Genomic DNA, 21,883 nt, shown 5'->3' with positions numbered 1-21,883 from the left:
CCAAGGTGAACGGAAAACACCAGCAAGCACACGCTTTTGCTCCCCTTTGGTCCGCTCAAGCTCGTCGGCCGCCAGTAGCTCGTGTTGGTAACGCACGCGATCTTCGTCAGAGAGCGTGAGCCGCCCCAACTCAGCCCGCGCGGATCGGGCACGTGCCTCATCTCCCATCGCCACCGCCAGCTCGGCGCGGGCGGCAGACACGACAGCGAAGGCAATCAGGGGTGGCTTGCCGACCACTTCGACAACGAAGGATCGGGTGGAACCGGGAGCCAGGGCGATTTCGCCGCCGAGTTGTACTTCGCCATCATCGCTCTGCTGTACTCAGCCTCTCGCAAGTAAGGCTTTTCTAGCCCTGTTTCGAGTGGAAAGTATGGTTGATTGACCCTCATCGCACGTAAGTCTGCACCGAGCGCTCTTTGTTCCCAATCCGCGACCCGGGCTCGATATTCCGAGGAAAGTCGAGCCATCCGCCGACGAGTGACCTCGGCCGTCAGAGCGAGGGCCGTGACGGCCACAACGATCATCAAGGTTGGGAGCCGGAACCGAGGGAGAGTCATATCCCACCCGGGAGAGCATTGGCCTTGGAAGACGTCGCCGAGCCATTATAACCGGAAAGCGGCCCGGTTGGTCGATCGGGGACGTCGCGCTCGCGAGTTTGGCTCGGCTCGAGACATGATGGAGAGAACCTGAGCTGGGATGAGGGAGAGAGCGACCCAAGGTGGGACGCGTAGTACCGGTTGGTTCAAGTGAATGGACGACCGTTTGCCCCATGTATTTGGGCCTTTCACCCGGATGCGAGCGACCCGAGTGTCCCCCCCCCAAGCCGTCCGAGATCAGAGGGAGTCGACCGGAATCCCAGAGGATTCCCGAGGCCAGTCGGCCCCCTCTAAAATGTTCCTGTGTTCCTCCGTTGCTTGACCCAGGCTCGATCGCCGTTGATACTCTTCGCGGCGGACCTGAAAGCAAGGGCTGGAGGGGATATGGTTCTGGTTTGTGTTGTGCTGGCGATCGCCTTGGCGATCGTCACCTTTATCCTGCTTCGGTCACGGCGGACGCTCGCTAAGCTCGAACGAGGCGTGGCCGCGCTCGGCAACGGCCGGCCGACACGGCCGATTGCCACGAGCTATTCGTGCCTGGCCGGGCCGCTCGCTCATTTGTTCAACATCGTTGCCCCGAAACTTGAAGCGCGAATTGCGCTCCAGGAACAGGACAGGCAGCAGCTCCGCGCCGTGCTCGGGGGGATGTCCGAGGGGGTCATCGCGATCGATGCGAGGCGCCGGCTCCTGTTCGCCAACGCCAGCGCCAATCAACTCTTCGGGATCGATGCCGATTCAGTGGGCCGGCTCATTCCTGAACTGATCCGCAGCACGCAAGTTCAAGGGGCCGTGGAAGCAACGCTTTCCAGCCCGAATCCGTATCAAGGGGAAGTGACCCTGGCCACCCGCGAATCGGTCCTCCGGATCCATTCGCGGATCCTGGCGGTCTATGGAACCCCCCTCCCCGGCCCGCCGCCGGGGGCTGTGCTCGTCTTCCACGACGTGACCGAATTGCGCAGGCTGGAACGAATGCGGCAGGACTTCGTGGCCAACGCTTCCCATGAGCTGAAAACACCGCTGGCCTCGATCAAGGCGTATACCGAAACGCTGCTCGACTGGGCGCTCAAGGACGAGACTGTCAACGTCCGCTTCCTCGAGCGGATCGATGAGCAGGCCGAACGCTTGAACCAGCTCATTCTCGACATGCTAAGCCTGGCCCGGCTGGAGACGGGCCAGGAGGTCTTCGAGCACGGACCGCTCCCGCTCGCCCCGGTCATCGTGGCCTGTCTCAACTCGCATCGCGACCGCGCGGACGCCAAGGGGCTGCAACTCAGCCTTGAACTCGGGGAGCTCGACGAGCAGAGCGAGGTCAAGGCCGACGAGGAAGCGATCCGGCAGATCCTCGACAACCTGGTCGACAACGCGATCAAGTACACTCACGAAGGCGGGTCGGTTCGCGTCTCGTGCCGCCAGACGGACGACGCCATCGCCGTCGAAGTCGCCGACTCGGGCATCGGAATTCCCCGCGATGAGCTGGCCCGAGTGTTCGAGCGGTTCTACCGGGTCGATAAAGCGAGGAGCCGAGAACTCGGTGGCACCGGGCTCGGCCTCTCGATCGTCAAGCACCTGGTCCAGTCGATCGACGGGCAGGTCACAGTCGTCAGTCGACTGGGCGCAGGAAGCTGTTTTACCGTCCGACTCCCCCGGTTCCGGCCGCTCGATGCTCGGATTTGACCCCATTTCCCAAAGATTGATGCCGTGATTCCGAAGCATCCTCACACAATCTTCACACATGGTCGTTAAACTCAACGGCTGAGGCCGTTCCATACGCTGAGGAAACGATCGCAATGCGACACGAGCGGAGTGCGAGATTGCTGGCGGCGACACTGATCGCCACGATTGTTGGGGGTTGCGGGCGAGTCGGCGGGAGCTCCTCCGGCGCCTCCGCCACGGTCGACATCGACGGCTCGAGCACCGTCTTTCGGATCAGCGAGGCTGCCCGTGAAGGGTATAGCGCGATCAATCCCAAGGTCACCGTGGTGGTCGACAATCACGGCACCGGGGGCGGGTTCGGCCACTACCTGAACGGTGAGATCGACATCATCGACGCCTCGCGACCGGCGAACCCTGACGAGGAAGCCAAGGCCAAGGCGCAAGGGATCCCGTGGACCCGCTTCAACGTCGGCACCGACGGAATCACCCTGGTCGTCAATCCCGAGAACCAGTTCGTGAAGTCGCTGACCGTCGCCCAGTTGAAAGCGATTTGGGAACCAGGTAGCAAGATCACAACCTGGAAGGATGTTGATCCGTCGTGGCCGGCGCGAAAGATCGTGTTCTACAGCCCCGATAATGATTCAGGTACGTTCGAGTACTTCACCGAGGCGATCGTCGGCAAGAAGAAGCAGCAACGAGACGACGTCCAGCCCAGCTCCGACGATAACACCCTGGTCAATGGCGTGGCGGGCGACGTCGACGGACTCGGCTATTTCGGCCATGCCTACTTTGAAGCCAATTCCAACAAACTTCGCGCGATCCCGATCCAGAATGGAGCCGACGACGCTCCGGTCTTGCCTTCCGAGGCCACGATCCTGGACCAGAGCTACAAGCCCCTCTCGAGACCTCTTTTCATCTACGTCAAGAATTCGTCGATGCGACGCCCCGCCGTACTCGGGTTCCTGAAGTATTATCTCGAGAACATTGTGGAGCTGGCGACAAAAGGGGGATACGTCCCTCCGACCGCTGAGGAACGAGAGGCGAACCGGAAGGCACTGCCGGCCGATGGAGACGTCTCGACACCTACCGCGAAGGACGCAGCGTGAGCGCGACCATCCCGAAACCGGCTGACGCTGATGACGAACTTTGGTCGGGCAGTTCCAAGCTCCGCGCTGTCCGCGAGTCGGGTGTCTCGTTATTCCTGCTCTTCTGCGCTACGGTCACAGTGCTGACGACCGCTGGGATCATCGTCGTCCTTGGTCTCGAAACCGCTGAGTTCTTCCGAAAGTCGGGGGTGGGCCTGGTCGATTTTCTCACCGGCACCGAACTGAAACCGGACGCCCGCTCACCGAAGTATGGAATCCTCCCCCTCGTCTGGGGAACCTTTGTCGTCGCGGCTGGTTCGACGATCATCGCCCTGCCGGTCGGCCTGCTGAGCGCAATCTACCTGAGCGAGTACGCCCCTCGGGGCCTACGCGCAATCCTCAAGCCGACTCTCGAGCTTCTGGCCGGAATCCCAACGATCGTCTACGGCTATCTCGCGTTGCTGGTCGTGACCCCTGTCCTCAAGGCGATCTTCGAGCCCTTGGGCATTCGCGTCGAGACGTTCAACGCCCTCAGCGCCTGCATCGTGGTGGGGGTCATGATTATCCCGATGGTTTCATCGCTCAGCGAGGATGTGCTCTCGGCCGTCCCCCGAGGACTTCGTGAGGCGGGCTATGGGCTGGGGGCGACCAAGTTCGAGGTCTCGACCCGGATCGTCGTGCCCGCTGCCCTCTCCGGCGTGGTGGCGTCGTTCATCCTGGCACTCAGCCGGGCCATTGGAGAAACGATGGCCGTCGTGCTGGCCGCCGGGATGCGCCCGCAGATCAGCCTCAACCCGCTGACTTCGATCGAAACGATGACCACCTACATCGTGGCCGTCACCAACGGTGAAGCCTCGTATGGCTCGCCGAAATATCTCTCCTTGTTTGCGGTGGGCATGGTCCTCTTTGCCATCACGTTAACTCTCAACATCGTTTCGGGATTGGTTTTGCGTCGGTATCGCGAGGTCTACCAATGAGCGTGCCGGGGTCGTCTTTGTATGCCCCCCACCGTCGAACCCGGCGTTTGCTGGGTCCGATCTTCGGTGTGGCCTGCTTTCTCGCCACCTTGACCGGCGTGGTCGTGCTCTCGGTGGTGCTCGGCGCGGTGATCGCAGCGGCACTTCGGCGTCCCGGCGCTGAGCCCTGGTACGCGATCGGAAGCAACACCCGCAGCTTGTTCGAGCTCCTCTGGGGGCTGGCCAGTAAGCCGCAGTCGAGCGACCCGACCCTGGCCGGATTCCGGGCCGGGATTGCCGGAAGCATGTGGCTGCTGGGCTTGGTGGCCGTCTTCGCGATCCCGGTCGGCGTCGGTGCCGCGGTCTTCCTCGAAGAGTACGCCCCCCCTGGTCTGCTCCGACGGATCATCCAGACGAACATCGCCAACCTGGCGGGAGTCCCCTCGATCGTCTACGGGATTCTCGGCCTGGCTCTGTTCGTACGGGCCTTCGGCATGAAAGAGCTGGCGATGGGTCGCACACTCTTGGCCGGGAGCTTGACACTGAGCTTGCTTGTCCTGCCGGTCATCGTCATCGCGACTCAGGAAGCGCTTCGAACGGTGCCGAATTCACTCCGCCAGGCGGCGTTGGCCCTGGGGGCGACGCGTTGGCAGATGGTGCGCGATCACGTCTTGCCGGCGGCCTTGCCCGGCATTCTGACCGGGACCATCCTGGGACTCTCTCGCGCGATCGGCGAGACCGCCCCGTTGCTGATGGTCGGCGCCGCGGGTTCGATCGGCGTATTGCCCCATTCCCCGTTCGACCGCTATACCGTCTTGCCGGTCGAGATTTACAATTACGCGAAGAATCCCAAAATCCAGTTCCAGACCGTGACCGCCGGGGGGATCCTGATCCTACTCGTCCTGCTGCTGACGATGAATGCCACGGCCATCGTCATCCGCAACCGGTACGGTCGCCCTGGCCGAGGCTAATCGCCATGAGCCTTCCTGAATCCTCCGTCGTGCCGGTCGTCCCTGCACCTGCTCCACAGCAGCCCGCGACCACGGCGGTACCTGAGCCGATTGTCCTGGCCGCGCGAAACTTGCGGGTCTTCTACGGGACGTCGCTCGCGCTCAAAGATATTAATATCGAAATCCCGAGGCAGCAGATCACCGCCTTGATCGGCCCCTCAGGATGCGGTAAGAGCACCCTGCTCCGCTGCTTCAACCGAATGAACGACCTGATTCCCGGCGCCAAGATGGAGGGCGAGGTCCAGTTCGACGGCGAAAACATCACCGAGCCGGGCACCGACCCGGTCGCGCTCCGTCGACGGATCGGCATGGTCTTCCAGAAGCCGAACCCGTTCCCCAAGAGCGTTTACCAAAACGTCGCCTGGGGCGCAAGGATCAACGGCTATCGCGGCGACATGGACGAGCTCGTCGAGCGTTCGCTCCGCCGCGCTGCGCTCTGGGACGAGGTCAAGAACAAGCTCCACCGCTCGGGCCTGGAACTCTCCGGAGGCCAGCAACAACGACTCTGTATCGCGCGCACCCTGGCCGTCGAACCCGAAGTCATTCTGATGGACGAGCCCTGTTCGGCCCTCGACCCGATCTCCACCGCGCGCGTCGAAGACCTGATGGACGACCTCAAAGACGAGTACACGATCGTCATCGTCACCCACAACATGCAGCAGGCCCGTCGCGTCAGCGACCTGACCGCCTGCCTGATGCTCGACGAAACCGCCAAGGATGGGCACCGGACCGGTGTGATCGCTGAATTCAGCGCGACCGACCTCCTCTTCACCAACCCCAAGGACCCGCGAACCGAGGCGTACATCACCGGGCGGATCGGTTGATCGGGCGATCAAATCACGGATTCTTCACCGTTTTTTCTCAAATTCCACACACCAGTGACATCGAGGATCGTGAAAATAAGTAGGTCGCTCAACGCTCAAGATCGATAGACCCAACGGGTCCCGCCGCCCATGCCCAAAGCCAAGATTTTGATTGTGGAAGACGAGCGTGCGCTCGTGGAAGTCCTCGCCGCGAACCTCGAACGCGAGGGGTTCGAGGTCCTGACGGCTCACGATGGCCAGGATGGTCTGCGGCAAGCCCAGTTGAAGCTTCCCGACCTGATCGTGCTCGACCTGATGCTGCCGGTGAAGCCCGGGCTGGAGGTCTGCCGCGAGCTTCGCAACGGTGCCCGGACCCGGGAGATCCCGATCGTCATGGTCACGGCGAAGGCTGAGGAAACCGACGAACTGGTCGGCTTCGCCGTCGGAGCCGACGATTACGTGACCAAGCCGTACAGCGTCAAAATCCTGATTGAGCGGATCAAGAAAGAACTGCGGCGGCGTCAGTCCAAGGAAGAACCGACCAACGGCACCTTGATCGAGAGTCAGGGAGTGGCCATCGACCGGCATGGCCACCGCGCACTCTACCAAGGGGAGGAATTGCCGCTGACGCCGACGGAGTTTCGTCTCCTCGAAGTCCTGCTCCGACAGGCTGGCCGCGCCTTCACCCGCTACGAGCTGATGGACGCCGCGATTGGGGAAGACGCCGTGGTCCTCGAGCGGACCATCGACGTCCATATCAAGAGCTTGCGGAAAAAGCTGGGCGACGCGGCCGATCTTATTGAGACCGTCCGGGGCGTCGGTTACCGATTCCATGTGCCCCGACTGATTGAGACCTGATCTCGGTGCCGGCACTGGCTCCGGCTCCAGCGCGAATCCCCACCAAGGGGCGGGCTGACGCTTTCTGAGTTATTGCTCTCCGCTCGGGAACTAATTCCGCGCGGACCACGGCAATTTCGCGTGGTGCTTCGATGCCTAAGCGTACCTGTCCCCCTTCGAGGCGGACGACGGTCACGCAAATGTCGTCACCAATGAAGAGTTTTTCCATCAATTTCCGCGTCAACACCAGCATGGTGCAATTCCTTCGGGGGACGTCACCCACGTTTCCATCACGCTCTGATCGACAACTCCGGCCCTGGGGGCGTTGTCTCTCCTGAGTAACCTAGGTTACAAGTCTCGCCCAGATTGAACTCAGCCGATTTTCTCACCTCGGCCTTCCCCTTTCTCATTCTGTTCCTCCCAGACAGAACCCCTTGGATTCCTGCATGGGGACCGTCTCAGGGGAACCATTGCACCCTGCCTACAATCATCGACGGGTTGCCGTGCGCTGGCCTTTTCGTATTCAATACTGTCGGGTCGTTGTTTGTGACCTCGAGAGCGGCCCCCGCGATCCGCAACGGTGTGGGGTGCCTCGACCGTCTCACTCTCAATGACTCAGTCACCGGTTTCCGGGACAGAGAATTACGGTCTGTGCTGGACAGCGCCGCGATTTTTGGCAGCATAGTGCGAATAATGAGTTTGAAGACTGTCGGCGGAGGGGGTACTTCCGTCGCGGACGGTCTGCCTCTGGCGAGGAAACGATGTCCCATTCACGGGTGATTGTCATTGGGTCAGGCTCTGCGGGATTGACTTCCGCCCTCTACACAGCGCGGGCCAATCTCTCGCCCCTCGTCCTCGAGGGACACGAGCCGGGCGGCCAATTGACATGGACGACGGTCGTCGAGAATTTCCCTGGATTTCCGGAAGGAGTTCTCGGGCCCGAGTTGATGGAGTTGATGCGAAAGCAGGCTCAGAAATTCGGCGCGGACTGCCGGTACGAGACGGTGACCGAAGTCGATTTCACCCAGCGTCCGTTTCGGGTCAAGACCTCCACGGATCCCAAGGATCCCGAGGCGGCCACGGCGGAATATACCGCCGACGCCGTGATCGTGGCCACGGGCGCTTCGGCCCGGACGCTCGGCCTTGATAAAGAGATGCACTACATGGGCTATGGCCTGAGCACCTGCGCCACCTGCGACGGTGCCTTGTACCGCGGCAAGCAGGTTGCGGTCGTCGGTGGAGGCGACTCGGCGGTCGAGGAGGCCAACTTCCTCACCCGTTACGCGGCGAAAGTGACCCTCATCCATCGCCGCGACGCGCTTCGCGCCTCGAAGATCATGCAGAAGCGGATCTTCGAGAATCCGAAGGTCGAATACGCGTGGAACTCCGGGGTTCATTCCTACCTGGGCGTCGACGAACCCCATCGTTCGTTGACCGGGGTCCGGCTGACTTCGCTCGACGGGAAGGCCGGGGCGACTCGCGATATTACGGTCGACGGCCTCTTCCTGGCGATCGGCCACACCCCGAATTCCACCATCTTCCGTGAGAAGCTCGCGATGACGCCCGACGGCTACATCCTGACCCCCACCGCCCTGGCCTGGAAAGGGACTCCCGCTCCCGAAGGACTCCGCGACCAACTGGTGAACTTCGGCACCGCGACAAGCGTAGAAGGGGTCTTCGCCGCTGGCGACGTCGTGGATACGCATTACCGACAGGCCATCACGGCAGCCGGGTCGGGCTGCGCCGCTGCGATCGATTGCGAAAAATGGCTCGAGTCCATTCACGGTTAATGCTGAGCCGCGGTTTGGGCGCGAACCTCCGCTTTTTTTTTCGTCACTGATGGGTGGGTCCCGATGTCGCAAGTCGGGATCGGAATTCGACGGAAAGAACGCGATTCGGCCCCAGCCGCGCCCCTTGTCGGTGGACTTCAGATGAGGGACAAATGAAGTTGGGGTCGATCGCCGTTCGATTGATCCTGAATTTTCGGAATATTTCCGCTACAATACCCTGACGGCGGCAATCGGGATGCGATGCCCATGCCGCGACAAATCGTTCGGGAAGATTTTTTCTTTTGGGAATTGAGATCGTATGGAGAGTCGACCTCCGCAAGAACCTTCCCGACGATCCGCGGGCGGCCGCAAGCCCAACGCGGCCGGTGGGTCTCCCACTCCGCCCTGGCTTTGGCTCTTGCTTATTGTCGGATTCGCCTTGATCTTCTGGCAGCTCTCGTCCAAACCCGAGACCACGGTCAGCTACATCCCCTTCTTCCTGGACCAGGTCCAGGACGGCAACATCAAGTCGCTGTCGATCCAAGGGGGGGAAGCGCGCGGTGAACTCCGCACGAAACAACTCTATCCGTCGGCCACGATGCCCAATCCCTCGGGCGCATTGCCAACGCCGATTACGAAGTTCGTTGTGAACTTCCCTTCCGAGCAAGCGATCAATGACATCGTGAACAAGCTTGGCGCCAAGCCGGAGAAGGCGAGTCAGCCGGATGAGAAGGGGAACAAGCCGGCTGAGAAGGAGAGCAAGCCGGCTGAGAAGGAGAGCAAGCCGGCTCAGGAATCCGTCAAGATTGACATTCAGCCGCCGAATACGGCCAACACCCTGATCTGGGTCACGTTCCTGCTGCCGACGTTTCTCATCCTCGGCCTCGTCTACTTCATGATGAGGCGGGCTCGCGACCAGTTTGACGGGGGGATCCTCGGAAGCTTCGTCAAGAGTCCGGCAAAACGCCACGATAAGTCGAAGCAAAGGACCACGTTCGACGAAGTCGCCGGACTCGAGAACGCCAAGAGCGAGTTGCAGGAGATCGTCGAGTTCCTCAAGAATCCCGAGAAGTTCCAGCGGCTCGGCGGTCGGATTCCCAAGGGGGTCCTGCTGATCGGCCCTCCCGGGTCGGGCAAGACGCTGCTGGCCCGCGCCGTCGCCGGGGAAGCCGGGGTTCCCTTCTTCTCGATCTCCGGGTCCGAGTTCATCCAGATGTTCGTGGGCGTCGGTGCCAGCCGGGTCCGCGACATGTTCAAGACGGCCAAGGAAAGCAGTCCTTGCATCCTGTTCATCGATGAAATCGACGCCGTCGGCCGAGTCCGAGGCGCAGGCCTGGGAGGGGGACACGACGAACGCGAGCAGACCCTCAACCAGATCCTCACCGAGATGGATGGGTTCTCTCCGAACGAGAGCGTGATCGTGTTGGCGGCAACCAACCGTCCCGACGTGCTCGACCCCGCCTTGCTCCGTCCTGGCCGCTTCGACCGGCACGTCACGGTCGATCGACCGACGAAGAAGGGGCGCCTCGCGATTCTCAAGGTTCACAGCCGCAACATTCCGCTCGACTCCGACGTCGACCTGGAAGGGATTGCCCGGGGAACCGTCGGGATGAGCGGAGCCGACCTGGCCAACCTGGTCAACGAGGCGGCCCTGCTGGCCACCCGCGAAGACAAGAACCAGGTCGACATGGCCGACTTCGACGCAGCCCGCGACAAGATCATCATGGGGGCCAAGCGCGAGGAGTTCATCACCGAGAAGGACAAGCGCGCCACGGCCTACCACGAGATCGGGCACGCCCTGGTCGGCTGGCTCTCTCCGAACACCGACCCGGTCCATAAGGTGACGATCATCCCTCGCGGCCGTGCATTGGGGGTCACCCAGTTCCTCCCCGAAGAGGATCGGCTCGGGTATAGCGAGAGCCAGGTCGACGCCAAGCTCGCCGTCCTGCTGGGCGGGCGCGCAGCCGAACGCTTGATCTACTCGGATCTGACGACGGGAGCAGCCGAAGACCTCAAGCAGGCGACTCGATTGGCCCGGATGATGGTCACGCAGTGGGGAATGAGCGAACGGATCGGTCCTGTCTTCTTCCGAGCCTCGGAAGAACACCCGTTCCTCGGTCGTGAGATGAGTGAGACCCGCGACCACTCCGAGCACACCGCGCAGGTCATCGACGAGGAGGTTGCGCGGATCCTTCGCGAGGCCGACGAGCGTGCGTTCCACATGCTCGAAGATCACCGTGAAGACCTCGAGCGCTTGACTGAAGCCTTGATCGAACGCGAGGTACTGAGCGTCTCCGAGATCGAGGAATTGATCGGCAAACGAGCCGGTCCGCCGACGAACGTGGCCGGTGATGAGGTTGCCGCATCGCTCGACAACCCGGTTTGATCGGGAAAGCCTAGGGACACTCCTGCCTCTCTGGTAGACTCTCTCCCCACGGTCGGAGTTCCGACTCCGACCGTGAGGAGATGCCCGGTCGATCGATAGGTTGGGGAGCCGATCGCTGTGTCGACGAAGTCAACAAGTGCTTGCCCGGTAGTCTGCGCGGGGATCGTGGTCGCCGACCATCTCTGCACACCGATCTCACACGTTCCCGCCGCCGGTGAGCTGGTGGCGGCCGACGACCTGATCTTGAATATTGGCGGCTGCGCCTCGAATGCCGCGATCGCCCTGGCCAAACTCGGGGTTCGCACGGCGATCTGCGGTAAGGTCGGTGACGACGCTTTCGGCCGCTTCGTCGCCGAGACACTGGTCGCCAACGGCGTTGATGTGCGCGCCCTGTCGATCGATCCCACACGCGCGACCAGTCAGACCCTGATCATCAACGTGAAGGGACAGGATCGCCGCTTCGTCCATTCCTTCGGCGCCAACAAAGGTCTGTCGGCCTCGGACATCGACCCCCTCCTGGTCGATCATCCTCCGCGCGTCCTTTACGTCGGCGGCTATCTGGTCCTCCCCGGCCTCCACGCGGCGGCTCTGGCCGAACGGTTCTCCCGCGCGAGGAAGGCAGGGACCGTCACCGTGCTCGATGTCGTGACCCCCGGCCCCGGCGATTACCTCCGACACCTGCGCGCCGTCCTGCCCGAGACCGACGTCTTCTTGCCGAATACTGATGAAGCGGCATTCATCCTGGGCGAAACCGATCCGGTTCGCCAGGCGCTCGCCTTCCGCGACCTCGGCGCCGGTTGTGTGGCCATCACCTGTGGCGACCGGGGTGCGGTGGTCGTCTCCGACTCACTTCGCGTTCGCCTCGGAACCTACCCGGTCACCTACCTCGACGGCTCCGGCGGCGGGGATGCCTTCGATGCCGGCTACATTGCCGGCTTGATCGATGGTCTTTCCACCCTCGATTGCCTGAAACTCGCCAGCGCAGTGGGTGCGAGCTGCGTCCGCGCGATCGGAACCACGGCAGGGGTCTTCACCCGCACTGAGGCTGACGCCTTTATCCAGCAACATGAGCTTGCCATCGAGCCGGTCTAAACTCGACCGCATTGCCGTCACTCCTCACCCGCGATCACTCTCAGATATCGAGGATCATTTCCGCCACCCACTCTTCGCCGACGCGGTCAAGCGCGAGGCCATGGTGGGTGACGGCCTTGACCTCGTGATCGAGAATATGCCGATCATGATCGATCGGTTCACCACCGATTTCGGCGCGCAGACTACGGCCATCCTCGGCCACGGTCACATCATATTCGACGAAGAGCCGATGTTCGGTCTCGAACCGGTAGATCAGGTCGTTGAGCCAGGTCGTGAGCAATTCGCTGGGTGAATCGGCCTCGAGGGACAGCGCGTCGCGCCGTTCGATGCGAACGTCGTGGCGATTGACGACAATATAGTCGAACACCCCCTGCGCGGCGGTTCGAAACAGGTCGTTGAGATCATTGCCCCGAACTTTGAGCCCAACGTCGGCAGTATGGTCGAAGATTTCGATGGATCCCAAAGGGTTGAACTCCGTCCCCGATCGGCCAAGGGTCATTGAGGACCGCAACGTTTCCTCTCGACGCGGTATCTATCATACTCGCAAGAGCCACGCTCGAGTCTCAGGTTCGCGCAAACTCCGTCCCGCTTCGAGACGGTCGCTCCCTTGGCCGTCCGAAACAAGGCGCTTAATCTCCGGAATGATACCGGAAAGAGAGAACCGACGATGATTGAATCCGGCCAGCCCGCTCCCGACTTCACGCTCCCCGACCAGCGAGGCCAGGAGGTGACACTCTCCCAACTCCAGGGAGCGCCCGTGGTCCTCTACTTCTACCCGAAGGACGACACCCCCGGCTGCACCAAGGAAGCCTGCGCCTTCCGTGATGCCCGGGCCGACTACGAAGCCGCCGGTGCCCACGTCATCGGCGTCAGTCCCGACAATTCCACATCCCACCTGAAGTTCGCCGAGAAATACGACCTCCCCTTCACACTCGTGGCCGACGTGGATCGTCAGGTTTGTGAGGCCTACGGCGTTTGGCAGGAAAAGAACAACTACGGCAAGAAATCGATGGGAGTGGTGCGAACGACGTTTATCATCGATCGGAACGGGATCGTCCAAAAGACCTTCCCAAAGGTGAAGGTCGATGGGCACTCGGACGAGATCCTCGAGACTCTCAAATCGCTTTGAGCCGACCCAAGAAACCGCAAAACAACCAGGGAGACCGCGAGCAGTCGGTCTCCCGTCCTGCGGCAACCACCATGATTCCAGGCGATCGGCAAGCCGGGCGACCGCGCGCCTGGGGGAAGATCGCGGCGGCATTGAGCCTCTGGGATAGACTCCCGCGTCTTACCCTACTCGACTGACTTCAAGCTCCAGGGTGGCGGGCTCGGAAGCCAGCTCGAGTTCGTCGCGACGGCCCGCGAGGTATCGCTCAAGCTTGCGGAGGGCTTTGTATTTTTCGTCGCTGACGCGGGCTACGGGAAGACCCATCTTTTCGCCGATCTCCGGCACGGTCCAGCCGCGCGTCCACAACTCGACGATCTGATCCTGGCGGGTACTCAGGACGGCCTGTCGAGCAGCCTCAAGAATCTCGCCGAGCTCTTGGCGATTGCGTTCACGCTGATCGAGGTCCGGGCCCGGGGTGAGACGATCGTTCAAGGGTTGATAACGCTTCGAGCGCTGAACTCGCTTGCGAACCATGTCGATCGCCCGAACCAACTCGCGACGCTCGGAGGTGTCATCGGCCAAGACGAGATTCAGGTCGAGCTGACCCGCACGCGCTTTGCCCAGGAGTCGGCAGCAAACCTCCTGGGTGCAATCTTCCCAAAGGCCAGGGTCGAGCCGAGCATTTCTCCAGCAGACCGTGCAATAGCGCTGAATGTCCTGGACCAAGTCCGTCTCGGAGGCGTGCGCGGTGAGAGCGGCCAAACCAATGACCAGCGCCATGGCGGTCGGGCCGGCCCGCAGGGCACGGTGCCCCTTCGAGGGGGCGGCTGATTCTTGTGACATCACCATTCGCTCCGCCAAAGAGTGTCCGAGCCCGCTCGATTGAGATCGTGACCCGCTCGAATCCGCCAACGCCGTAGAACGGACGGCTCGCCTTAAGAAAATCGCCCGAGACGGGCGAAATCAGAACGAGACAACGCCGATCCTAGCGATCGAGCTCGCCACGAACCGAAGCCCGAGGCCGGCGCGGGCAGACAATATACCAACCGCGAGCCTTCGCCATTTGCTGCAGCTTTCGGTGCGGATGGACCACAACCGCGGTGCCGACACGCTGGAGCAACGCCCGATCACTCCAATTATCCGCATAAGCCACCGAATCGTCCATCGAAATCCCGTGTTCCTCGGCCCAACGCTCTGCCCAATAGAGCTTTCCCTCGCCGTAACATGGTGGGCCAGAGCCAATTCCGACAAGTCGACCGCGTTCGATGATGACCGGCGTGGTGATTGTATCCGTACAGCCGAGATAGAGACTCAACGGTTCGATCACGATCCCAGGGGAGGAAGAAACCAGAACCACGGCCGTCCCTGACTGCCGCAACTGGTTCAGGTGCTCGACCACCCCTTCGTAGAGCCGAGGGCGGACAAACTCGACGAAGTTGTCGTAGGCGATCCGTTCCAACTCGACGACCGGGATCCGCGCAATGTTCTTCAATCCGAATGCGATCAGCATGCCGTAGTCGAGCCGGCCAAATCGGTGCTGAAGTCCGTGGAACAAGGCCCGCAGGACGAACGACCGCTTGATGAGCCCTCGCCGTCGAAGGATCCGGGCGAAGAGCAATGTGGTGGTTTGCGCAAGCAAGGTCCCGTCGACGTCGACAAAGGCGGCGACGGGAGGTCGGTCGAACGTCGGCCAGCTCACGCAGCGCCTCCCGAAGTGACCCAACGTCCGATCTGATCGGCGAGGGCACGCGAAGTGGCCGAATCGACCGACTCGGCAATGACCCGGACAATCGGCTCGGTGTTGCTCGAGCGGACATGGACCCAGCGATCGGACCAGTCGAGTCGCAAACCATCGCGACGGTCGGCCTTGGCCTCGGGATGGGCTGCCGTAATTTTATCCCAGAGCGCAGCGATCCCGTCAGGACTGCCGTCCTGCGCGAGTGGGTATTGGTCTTTCACCATCGCATACTTCGGCAGCGCCTCGACCAACTGGGAGAGTGGCTCCCCGGTCTCGGCGAGCAAGTCGAGCACAAGGGCCATGGCGACGAAGCTGTCGCGAACGAAACCGACCCGAGGGTCGATCACGCCGCCGTTCCCCTCTCCACCGAGCACGGCTCCCTCCGCGCGCATCCGCTCAACGACGTGGATCTCACCGACCGGAGTCCGGTGGACCGGACAGCCAAGGCGGACGGCCAGGTCTTCACTCACCCGTGAGGTCGAGAGATTCAGCACCAGGGGGCCACGGACCTGGGCCAGGCGCCGCGAGACCGCCAGCGCCAGGGTCAATTCTTCACCGATGTAGCGACCCGTCTCGTCGACCAGGGCGAGCCGGTCCGCGTCAGGGTCCTGAGCAAAACCGACCACCGCGCCGGTGGCGGGCACGATCGCCGAGAAGGCGTGCAAGTTCGCCTCCGTCGGCTCGGGGGGATGGTCATAGCGGCCATCGGGAAGCGCCCCGAGGACGACCGCCTTGCAGCCCAATGAGCGGAGAAGAACCGCTCCCAGACGCCCCCCTGCCCCATGGCAGGCGTCAAGCACCACCGTAAACTTACGGCGGCGGATGGCGTCGACGTCAACGATATTGAGCACGTGCTTCAGGTGCGACTGATCGGGATCGTCGAGCGAGCGAACCCGCCCGAGCGCATCCCAAGAGGCCCAACCGAACGCGCGACGGTGGAGCCGGTCGAGGACGTCGCGCCCCTGGGCCGCGCTCAGAACCATCCCCTCGGGTTGGAAAAACTTGAGGCCGTTATATTTGGACGGGTTGTGCGACGCCGAGATCTGAATTCCACCGGCCGCCGCCTGGTCACGCACGAGCCGGCCGATCGTCGGAGTCGCTGTGGGCCCCACCAGCAAGGCATCGCGTCCCGTGGCGGTCACAGCGGCCAGCACGGCCGAGGTAAAGACCTGGGCCGAGACCCGCCCATCGTGCCCCACCACGATCGGCCCCGACGCACATCCCGACGCATAGGCGGCGGCGAACTCGACCACCACCGTCGGATCAAGGCCATCGCCGACCACGCCCCGCAACCCCGACACACTAGCAATCCGAGTCCCGCCCACGTGGTGCCTCGTTTCCTTCCAAAACCTCGCGCAAAAATTATCTGCCCCAAGTTAGAGAATCTCCCGCCCGAGGTGAAGACCATTCAGCCCAGTTGGGGAACGAAACGCCACTTCCACCTTCATCAATGATCGGGCCGTCAACTCAGACCTCAGGGCCAGGGAAACCGGAGGATTCGCGCAGCTTCGGCCCTACAGACATCGTTGGAATCCAAAATTTTTGGCATCACAATTTCAACGAACCGCATGATCGAACAAAAGAATGTCACGGTCTTCTGACCATCGGCCTGGGCGAATGCTTTTTTTCTTCAGGCCGCTGAGAAGTGCGTGCAACAGGTCAATGGCAAAGGCACTCCTTACTCCCCAGAGGTCTAACCGGCTTGACACCCGGAGGCGGAGAACACGGCACGCGATATGCTGTAACATGATTCGGTTCGCTTTCACACCCACCCTACCTCGCGGGTGCCTCTCATCGCTTCAGGCCTCGATTCATGAAAACCTCCTGGTTGCTCGAATTAGATCGCGACCATTCTTCGTACCTACTCCTGGCCAGCTTGGCGGGGTTGGGCTTGGCCGCCGTTGTCCTGTACCGGATCGGATTGATCGGCTCGGTGTTAGAGATCCTCGGCATCATCGTGAGGGGGAGTATCCGCAAGGGCTTTCGGCTCTGGGAGCGATGGCTGGCGTGGGCGAACTGGCCGCTCTTCCTGACCCTCGCCGTGGGATTGCTCGTCGTGGGGGGTGTCGCTGGTGAACCGCTGCCGGGCTTCAGAATCGTTTGCGGTCTGGCCCCGCTGTTCATGGGGACCATCGCCTGCCTTGCCTACATGTTCATTGACATTGAACGTTACGAAGTCGAGCGGGGCCACAAGGCCATCCACAACCCGCTGAAGGGCCAGGCGCCGGCGACGCAACTGGCGCGGTACGGCCAGCAGGTCCGCATCCCCTTGTTGGTCGCCGCAAGCATCGCCATCGTCGGCGGATTCGCCCTCCTCAACCAAGGGATCTATGACATCGTTGGCAGACGCTGGTACGAGGTGGGGGACGGAACCGAGGGGCCGAATTATGTCGATTTTCTCGCATATGCGATCACGAAGCTCCTCGGCCTGCTCGACGTACTGGATCTGGCCAAGTCGCATCACTGGCTCCGCGCCGAGTTCATCCGGCCGGCCGCTTGGCCGACCTCAGCACTGCTGGCCGCGTTTAAAGCGTTCTTCAGCCTGGTGTTACTGCAACAGGTCTTCGCCTCGCTCCGGCAAGGAAAACTGCTGGCGGAAACGATCGCCGATTTCTGGAGCCCGCACGGCCCCATTCACGAGCGAGCCCGGAATGCGCTGGCCCAGTTCGGAGGCGGGGCAATCGGTCCGCTATTGGTTTCGTTGCGTTCGGTCCCATCGCTGACGAAAGAGCAGCGGGACCAACTACCGCTGGTGCTGGCGACGATTGGCCCCTCAACCATCCCGGCCCTGGTCCGTCATCTACACGACCCGCAGGAGCACGTTCAGGCCGTGGCCGTGGCTGCACTCGGACTGCTCAAGGCCGTAGACACAATCCCCCTGCTGGCCGCGCTCAGCCATGACTCCAGCGCGGTCGTACGGCAAAGCGTCGCCGAAGCGTTAGGCTCCCTTGGTACCGCTCGGACGGTATCCAGCAGCGAGAGACGACCCCACGGCCGACGCCGTTGGTTGAGAGGCCGAGCGCAAGGGTGGTGGTTGGGCCGGCGAAGGCGTGCGACGCCGACGCCTCCATGCGACCCGGTCAAACTAGCAGTCAAAACGCTGGAGGACGCCTTGGCCGACGACTCGGCGGCGGTGCGGACCCAGGCCATCCAGGCGATAGGTCGGATCGGACCGCCGGCCGCGAGTGTGGCGGCTGAGCTGATCGAACGGTTGAAGGACGGAGACGAGACGGTACGCTGCCAGGCCGCTGAGGCCCTGGGCCGGATCGGAGGATCCGAGGGGGCCACGGTGACCGCCCTGATCGAGTTACTGGAAGACGCCAGCAGTCCGGTTAAGGCGTCGGCAGCGCGGGCGTTGGGGTCGCTGAACGAGGCCGCAAGCCCCGCGGTCCCTGCACTCGTCCCGCTCCTCCAGGACCGCGACGAATCGGTGCGCACCGCGGCAGCCGAGGCCATCGCCCGGGTCGGGCCGCTCGACGAAGCCGCCACCGACTCCCTGGCGGAGGGGTTGGATAGCCCCGACACCGTCGTCCGTGCTCAGACCGCCGAGGCGCTGGGGACCATCGGCGCGGCCGCCGAGGACGCGGCCCCTGCCCTGGTCGAGGCGATGGAGGACGAGAACGATGAGGTCCGAGCCAAAGCCGTGGAGGCGCTGGGCAAGATCGGCGAAACGGCTGCGGAGGCCGCCGTCCCCGGTCTGGTCCGTGCCTTGAACGATCAGGATAACCGGGTCAGCGCCCTGGCGGCTGAAGCCTTGGGCCAGATGGGTGAGTCGGACAACCGAGTGGTCTCCGCCTTGATCGACTCCCTGGGGCATCTCAATCCGCAGGTCCGCGGTAATGCGGCCGAGGCGTTGGGCAACCTCGGCGAGGCTGCGGCCAGTGCACGGTCGGCCCTCGAACAGGCGGCTCGGGATGAGGACGGTGCGGTCCGCGGCCTGTCCATCCGCGCTCTGGGTGCAATCGGCGGCCCAACTTCGGCCACAACCCAGGTGATCCTGGCTGGGCTCGGAGACGCCGACCCGTTGGTCCGTGCTGCCGCCGTGGAATCCGTGGGTCGGTGGGGCAACCCAAGTGAAGCCACCATGAGCGGCCTCATCCCTCTCCTGGATGACGCGAACGACAGCGTGAAAATTGAGGCGATCACAGTGCTCCCCAGGCTGGCCGGTGCCACGCCCGCGGTGATCGCGGGGTTATGCCGACGATTGCTCGAAGATGACAGCACGTCGGTCCAGACCCACGCCGCCCTGGCTCTCGGCCGGCTCGGTCCCCCAGCCGCAGGCGCGGGTGAAGCCCTGCTTCAGGCCGCCCGGACCGGTGATGTCAGCGTCCGCGAGAAGGCCATGCGGGCGATCACACTGATCCAACCTCCCGAAACCATTGAGGCCCTCGCCGCCGGCCTCAGGGATGCGTGCGGCGACATCCGGATCGTGGCCTCGGCGGGATGGATCCGGGCGGCGGCCATCCCCAAGGAAGCCGTCCCCGACCTGGTCGAGGCCCTCCGTGACCCGGAAGTGCAAGTCCGAGCGAACGCCGCGCACGCCCTCGGCCGCCTGGACGCCCTCCCCCCTGACGCCATTCCCTTGCTCATTGAACGTACAACCGATGCCGACGAGGGCGTACGATTGAACGCGGCCACCGCGCTGAAGTTGGCCCCCGCCGACCGGGTCGAAGAGGTCATGCATCGGTTGCTCATGGACGCGAATTCTCGCGTCCGCCTGATCGCTGCCGGCTCCCTCCTTTCCAGAGAACCAGGAAACGCGCAAGCGGAACTCGCCGTGAGAGAGGCCCTGGGAGACCCGGCCCCTCGGGTCCGTAAGGCCGCGTTGGAACGAGTCGAATCCCTTGTCCCCGATGATGCGCTGTTTCTCGAAGCCTTGGAGGATCGCGAAGGCCGTGAGGAGGTCGTCGAATTGCGGTGCGCTGTGACCCGTCTTATCAAACGCTTAAAAAGCCAGGCAGAGCTACGACCGCGAAGGGTCGCTCCTGTGGAGTGACCTCAAGGCCGAGAAGCCGGCCCCATGTATTCAACAACCCCTCTCAATTCGGCGAAGCTTTTCGCGTCCAAACCCGCGACGGAGCTCAAGGCACGGTCCACTCTCTCGATCTTTCGAGAGGCGGGTTTGGCCTGGGAGATGCTCGTGCCCCTACGATCTTCGCTACGGTAGGCATCGGCTCGGGACCCATCATTTTCTTTGAACCCGTAAACAATCGACGGCTTGCCAGCTCAGCGCCTCTCCATTGACAAACGTAAAAGACAGCGTAGGTTTGTTGAATACCTTCGGCACCGCCGAACGGCTCCTCTCTCGACCATCCTTTCATATCCGGAGGAGGGCGACCCATGACCAGGCCCGTCGCCTTGAATACGGCCCCGGGCTTGCGCCAGCTCTTACCCCCTCCCTTCGGTCCGATGGGCCGCTTGCAGAAGGCCCCGCTGCGGTTTCTACTCGACTACCATCGTCAGTACGGCGATGTCTTCCGCTTCCAGGTCGGGCCGTTCGTGCTTCATATGCTTGCGCACCCTGACCACATCAAGCACGTTCTGCTGGATCACGCGAAGAACTACCCGCGAAGTTGGGTCTACAAACGTACGAAGCTGGCAGCCGGCGAAGGCCTGGTGACAACCGAAGGCCCGGCCTGGCGCCGCTTGCGGAGGATGGCGCAGCCGGCATTCCATCCTCGCCAGATTGAGGCTATGGCCGACGTCATGACTGACGCGACCGATGCGATGCGTCGGCGCTGGCGAGAGGTCGCCCAGCGTGGTGAACCTCTCGACGTGGCTGCGGAATTCATGGACCTGGCCCTCCGCATTGCCGGCCAGACGCTGCTGAGTACCGACCTCGGCGGCGAGGCCGACCAGATCGGGCCGGCGATCACAGCCTCGATGGAGTATGTCCAGTATCGGCTCGAAAACGTCCTCGCCCTCCCACTCGGTGTGCCCACCCCGAGAAACCTCCGGTTCCGCCGTGCGCTCCGCACGCTCGACACCATTCTCTTCGAGATCATCGCCCAGCACCGCCGCAAGTCCGGACGCGACGCCAACGACTTACTCGCGATGCTCATGGCAGCCCGCGATGAAGCGACCGGCAAGGGCCTATCCGACGTCGAATTACGCGACCAGATCTTCACCTTCTTCGTGGCTGGCCACGAGACCACCGCCAATGCTCTTACCTGGACCCTCTACCTGCTCAGCCAGCACTCCGAGGTCGAGCGCCGCGTCCACACCGAGGTCGCCGAGGTGCTCGGTGGCCGGACGCCTGATGCCGGCGACATCCCGCACCTGGCCTACACGCGCAGGGTGATCGAGGAGTCGCTCCGACTCTATCCCCCAGTCTACGCCCTGCTTCGAGACGCGAGGGACGACGACGCCATCGGTGGGTTCCGAATCCCGGCTCGGTCGATGGTCTTCCTCAGCCCCTACGTCACCCACCGCCATCCCGAATTCTGGCCAGCCCCCGAGGCGTTCGACCCCGACCGGTTCCTCCCCGAACACACAGCCAATCGCCCTCGATTCGCCTGGTATCCCTTCCTGGGCGGCCCGCACCAGTGTATCGGCCAGGAGTTCGCGATGATGGAAACGACCTTGGTTGTCGCGATGCTGGCTCAGTCGTTCTCCCTCCGACTCGTCCCCGGCGCCCGCGTCGAGCCCAAGCCGATGCTTTCCCTCCGCCCCCGGTTCGGACTCCCGATGACCGTCCACATCAATGGTTCTGGATCGGTTGGGTGAGCTTCCCTTGCTGGGATCGCAAGCGGATAGGATAGCTTCGGCCTCATCCCGGCTGAGAAACCGGTCGACCCACTGCGCATCGGTCAGCCCCCTCGACGGTTCCCATCGCAGTTAATGCGTCTGG

The 21,883-nt window shown here is 62.8% G+C and carries 18 protein-coding genes; 13 read left to right on the top strand and 5 right to left on the bottom strand.

Annotated elements, in window-relative coordinates:
• Positions 1-81 precede the first annotated feature (81 nt).
• From SINAC_RS40225 to SINAC_RS26500, 7 genes are all read left to right on the top strand, one after another.
• The gene (locus SINAC_RS40225; protein ID WP_154673812.1) at positions 82-339 is read left to right on the top strand and encodes a hypothetical protein; all 258 of its coding nucleotides are present in this window, start codon (positions 82-84) and stop codon (positions 337-339) included.
• Positions 340-980: 641 nt separating this feature from the next.
• Positions 981-2,270 (top strand): sensor histidine kinase, encoded by a 1,290-nt coding sequence (locus SINAC_RS26525; RefSeq protein WP_015248659.1) that lies wholly within the window; start codon positions 981-983, stop codon positions 2,268-2,270.
• Between the two features lie 113 nt (positions 2,271-2,383).
• Positions 2,384-3,355 (top strand): PstS family phosphate ABC transporter substrate-binding protein, encoded by a 972-nt coding sequence (locus SINAC_RS26520; protein WP_015248658.1) that lies wholly within the window; start codon positions 2,384-2,386, stop codon positions 3,353-3,355.
• Complete coding sequence (gene pstC, locus SINAC_RS26515) at positions 3,352-4,311, top strand: phosphate ABC transporter permease subunit PstC (protein WP_015248657.1); 960 nt, start codon at positions 3,352-3,354, stop codon at positions 4,309-4,311. Before SINAC_RS26520 ends, pstC begins: the two co-directional genes overlap by 4 nt.
• Positions 4,308-5,261 carry a phosphate ABC transporter permease PstA gene (pstA, locus tag SINAC_RS26510; protein WP_015248656.1) on the top strand — a complete coding sequence of 318 codons (954 nt, stop codon included), beginning with the start codon at positions 4,308-4,310 and terminating at the stop codon, positions 5,259-5,261. Before pstC ends, pstA begins: the two co-directional genes overlap by 4 nt.
• 5 nt (positions 5,262-5,266) lie before the next feature.
• The gene (gene pstB / locus SINAC_RS26505; protein ID WP_015248655.1) at positions 5,267-6,124 is read left to right on the top strand and encodes a phosphate ABC transporter ATP-binding protein PstB; all 858 of its coding nucleotides are present in this window, start codon (positions 5,267-5,269) and stop codon (positions 6,122-6,124) included.
• A gap of 129 nt (positions 6,125-6,253) precedes the next feature.
• Positions 6,254-6,961, top strand: a complete 708-nt coding sequence (locus tag SINAC_RS26500; RefSeq protein ID WP_015248654.1) for a winged helix-turn-helix domain-containing protein — start codon at positions 6,254-6,256, stop codon at positions 6,959-6,961.
• On the opposite strand, the gene SINAC_RS41680 is transcribed toward SINAC_RS26500, so the two are convergent.
• Positions 6,900-7,193, bottom strand: a complete 294-nt coding sequence (locus SINAC_RS41680) for a carbon storage regulator (RefSeq protein WP_015248653.1) — start codon at positions 7,191-7,193, stop codon at positions 6,900-6,902. The two genes, SINAC_RS26500 and SINAC_RS41680, sit on opposite strands and share 62 nt — an antisense overlap.
• Before the next feature lie 508 nt (positions 7,194-7,701).
• Here SINAC_RS41680 and SINAC_RS26495 point away from each other — a divergent pair.
• The 3 genes from SINAC_RS26495 (at position 7,702) to SINAC_RS26485 (ending at position 12,187) form a co-directional block, all read left to right on the top strand.
• Positions 7,702-8,730: an NAD(P)/FAD-dependent oxidoreductase gene (locus tag SINAC_RS26495; protein WP_015248652.1), complete on the top strand. Its 1,029-nt coding sequence runs from the start codon at positions 7,702-7,704 to the stop codon at positions 8,728-8,730.
• Between the two features lie 298 nt (positions 8,731-9,028).
• A complete protein-coding gene (gene ftsH / locus SINAC_RS26490; protein WP_015248651.1) occupies positions 9,029-11,095 on the top strand; it encodes an ATP-dependent zinc metalloprotease FtsH in 2,067 nt (688 codons plus the stop codon).
• Positions 11,096-11,212: 117 nt separating this feature from the next.
• Positions 11,213-12,187 carry a carbohydrate kinase family protein gene (locus SINAC_RS26485; RefSeq protein WP_015248650.1) on the top strand — a complete coding sequence of 325 codons (975 nt, stop codon included), beginning with the start codon at positions 11,213-11,215 and terminating at the stop codon, positions 12,185-12,187.
• 40 nt (positions 12,188-12,227) lie between these two features.
• Here the strand turns inward: SINAC_RS26485 and SINAC_RS26480 are convergent, their stop codons facing one another.
• Positions 12,228-12,650, bottom strand: coding sequence for an archease (locus SINAC_RS26480; protein WP_154673811.1), 423 nt, complete (start codon positions 12,648-12,650; stop codon positions 12,228-12,230).
• A 204-nt stretch (positions 12,651-12,854) separates the two neighbouring features.
• Here SINAC_RS26480 and bcp point away from each other — a divergent pair, with 204 nt between their 5' ends.
• The gene (gene bcp / locus SINAC_RS26475; RefSeq protein ID WP_015248648.1) at positions 12,855-13,316 is read left to right on the top strand and encodes a thioredoxin-dependent thiol peroxidase; all 462 of its coding nucleotides are present in this window, start codon (positions 12,855-12,857) and stop codon (positions 13,314-13,316) included.
• 159 nt (positions 13,317-13,475) lie between these two features.
• Here bcp and SINAC_RS26470 read toward each other — a convergent pair whose 3' ends face one another.
• From SINAC_RS26470 to glmM, 3 genes are all read right to left on the bottom strand, one after another.
• Positions 13,476-14,138: a sigma-70 family RNA polymerase sigma factor gene (locus SINAC_RS26470; RefSeq protein ID WP_015248647.1), complete on the bottom strand. Its 663-nt coding sequence runs from the start codon at positions 14,136-14,138 to the stop codon at positions 13,476-13,478.
• Between the two features lie 142 nt (positions 14,139-14,280).
• The gene (locus SINAC_RS26465; RefSeq protein ID WP_015248646.1) at positions 14,281-14,994 is read right to left on the bottom strand and encodes an HAD family hydrolase; all 714 of its coding nucleotides are present in this window, start codon (positions 14,992-14,994) and stop codon (positions 14,281-14,283) included.
• Positions 14,991-16,358: a phosphoglucosamine mutase gene (glmM, locus tag SINAC_RS26460; RefSeq protein ID WP_015248645.1), complete on the bottom strand. Its 1,368-nt coding sequence runs from the start codon at positions 16,356-16,358 to the stop codon at positions 14,991-14,993. Before glmM ends, SINAC_RS26465 begins: the two co-directional genes overlap by 4 nt.
• A gap of 488 nt (positions 16,359-16,846) precedes the next feature.
• Here glmM and SINAC_RS26455 point away from each other — a divergent pair, with 488 nt between their 5' ends.
• Together SINAC_RS26455 and SINAC_RS26450 are read left to right on the top strand one after the other, a co-directional pair.
• Positions 16,847-20,029, top strand: coding sequence for a HEAT repeat domain-containing protein (locus SINAC_RS26455; RefSeq protein ID WP_015248644.1), 3,183 nt, complete (start codon positions 16,847-16,849; stop codon positions 20,027-20,029).
• A 344-nt stretch (positions 20,030-20,373) separates the two neighbouring features.
• A complete protein-coding gene (locus SINAC_RS26450; protein ID WP_015248643.1) occupies positions 20,374-21,759 on the top strand; it encodes a cytochrome P450 in 1,386 nt (461 codons plus the stop codon).
• Positions 21,760-21,883 lie beyond the last annotated feature (124 nt).

This window comes from Singulisphaera acidiphila DSM 18658, from assembly GCF_000242455.2.
GTDB classification, from domain to species: Bacteria; Planctomycetota; Planctomycetia; order Isosphaerales; family Isosphaeraceae; genus Singulisphaera; species Singulisphaera acidiphila.
Note: the sequence above shows the minus strand (reverse complement) of the source record. Positions and strands in the feature narration are given on the sequence as shown.

What these genes read in the sequence shown, in the direction of transcription:
- SINAC_RS26455 (WP_015248644.1), top strand. Translation starts at nt 16,847, where the DNA reads ATGAAAACCTCCTGGTTGCTCGAATTAGATCGCGACCATTCTTCGTAC.
- SINAC_RS26500 (WP_015248654.1), top strand. Translation starts at nt 6,254, where the DNA reads ATGCCCAAAGCCAAGATTTTGATTGTGGAAGACGAGCGTGCGCTCGTG.
- SINAC_RS26450 (WP_015248643.1), top strand. Translation starts at nt 20,374, where the DNA reads ATGACCAGGCCCGTCGCCTTGAATACGGCCCCGGGCTTGCGCCAGCTC.
- SINAC_RS26470 (WP_015248647.1), bottom strand. Translation starts at nt 14,138, where the DNA reads ATGTCACAAGAATCAGCCGCCCCCTCGAAGGGGCACCGTGCCCTGCGG.
- ftsH (WP_015248651.1), top strand. Translation starts at nt 9,029, where the DNA reads ATGGAGAGTCGACCTCCGCAAGAACCTTCCCGACGATCCGCGGGCGGC.
- pstA (WP_015248656.1), top strand. Translation starts at nt 4,308, where the DNA reads ATGAGCGTGCCGGGGTCGTCTTTGTATGCCCCCCACCGTCGAACCCGG.
- SINAC_RS26525 (WP_015248659.1), top strand. Translation starts at nt 981, where the DNA reads ATGGTTCTGGTTTGTGTTGTGCTGGCGATCGCCTTGGCGATCGTCACC.
- SINAC_RS41680 (WP_015248653.1), bottom strand. Translation starts at nt 7,193, where the DNA reads ATGCTGGTGTTGACGCGGAAATTGATGGAAAAACTCTTCATTGGTGAC.
- SINAC_RS26495 (WP_015248652.1), top strand. Translation starts at nt 7,702, where the DNA reads ATGTCCCATTCACGGGTGATTGTCATTGGGTCAGGCTCTGCGGGATTG.
- pstB (WP_015248655.1), top strand. Translation starts at nt 5,267, where the DNA reads ATGAGCCTTCCTGAATCCTCCGTCGTGCCGGTCGTCCCTGCACCTGCT.
- bcp (WP_015248648.1), top strand. Translation starts at nt 12,855, where the DNA reads ATGATTGAATCCGGCCAGCCCGCTCCCGACTTCACGCTCCCCGACCAG.
- SINAC_RS26520 (WP_015248658.1), top strand. Translation starts at nt 2,384, where the DNA reads ATGCGACACGAGCGGAGTGCGAGATTGCTGGCGGCGACACTGATCGCC.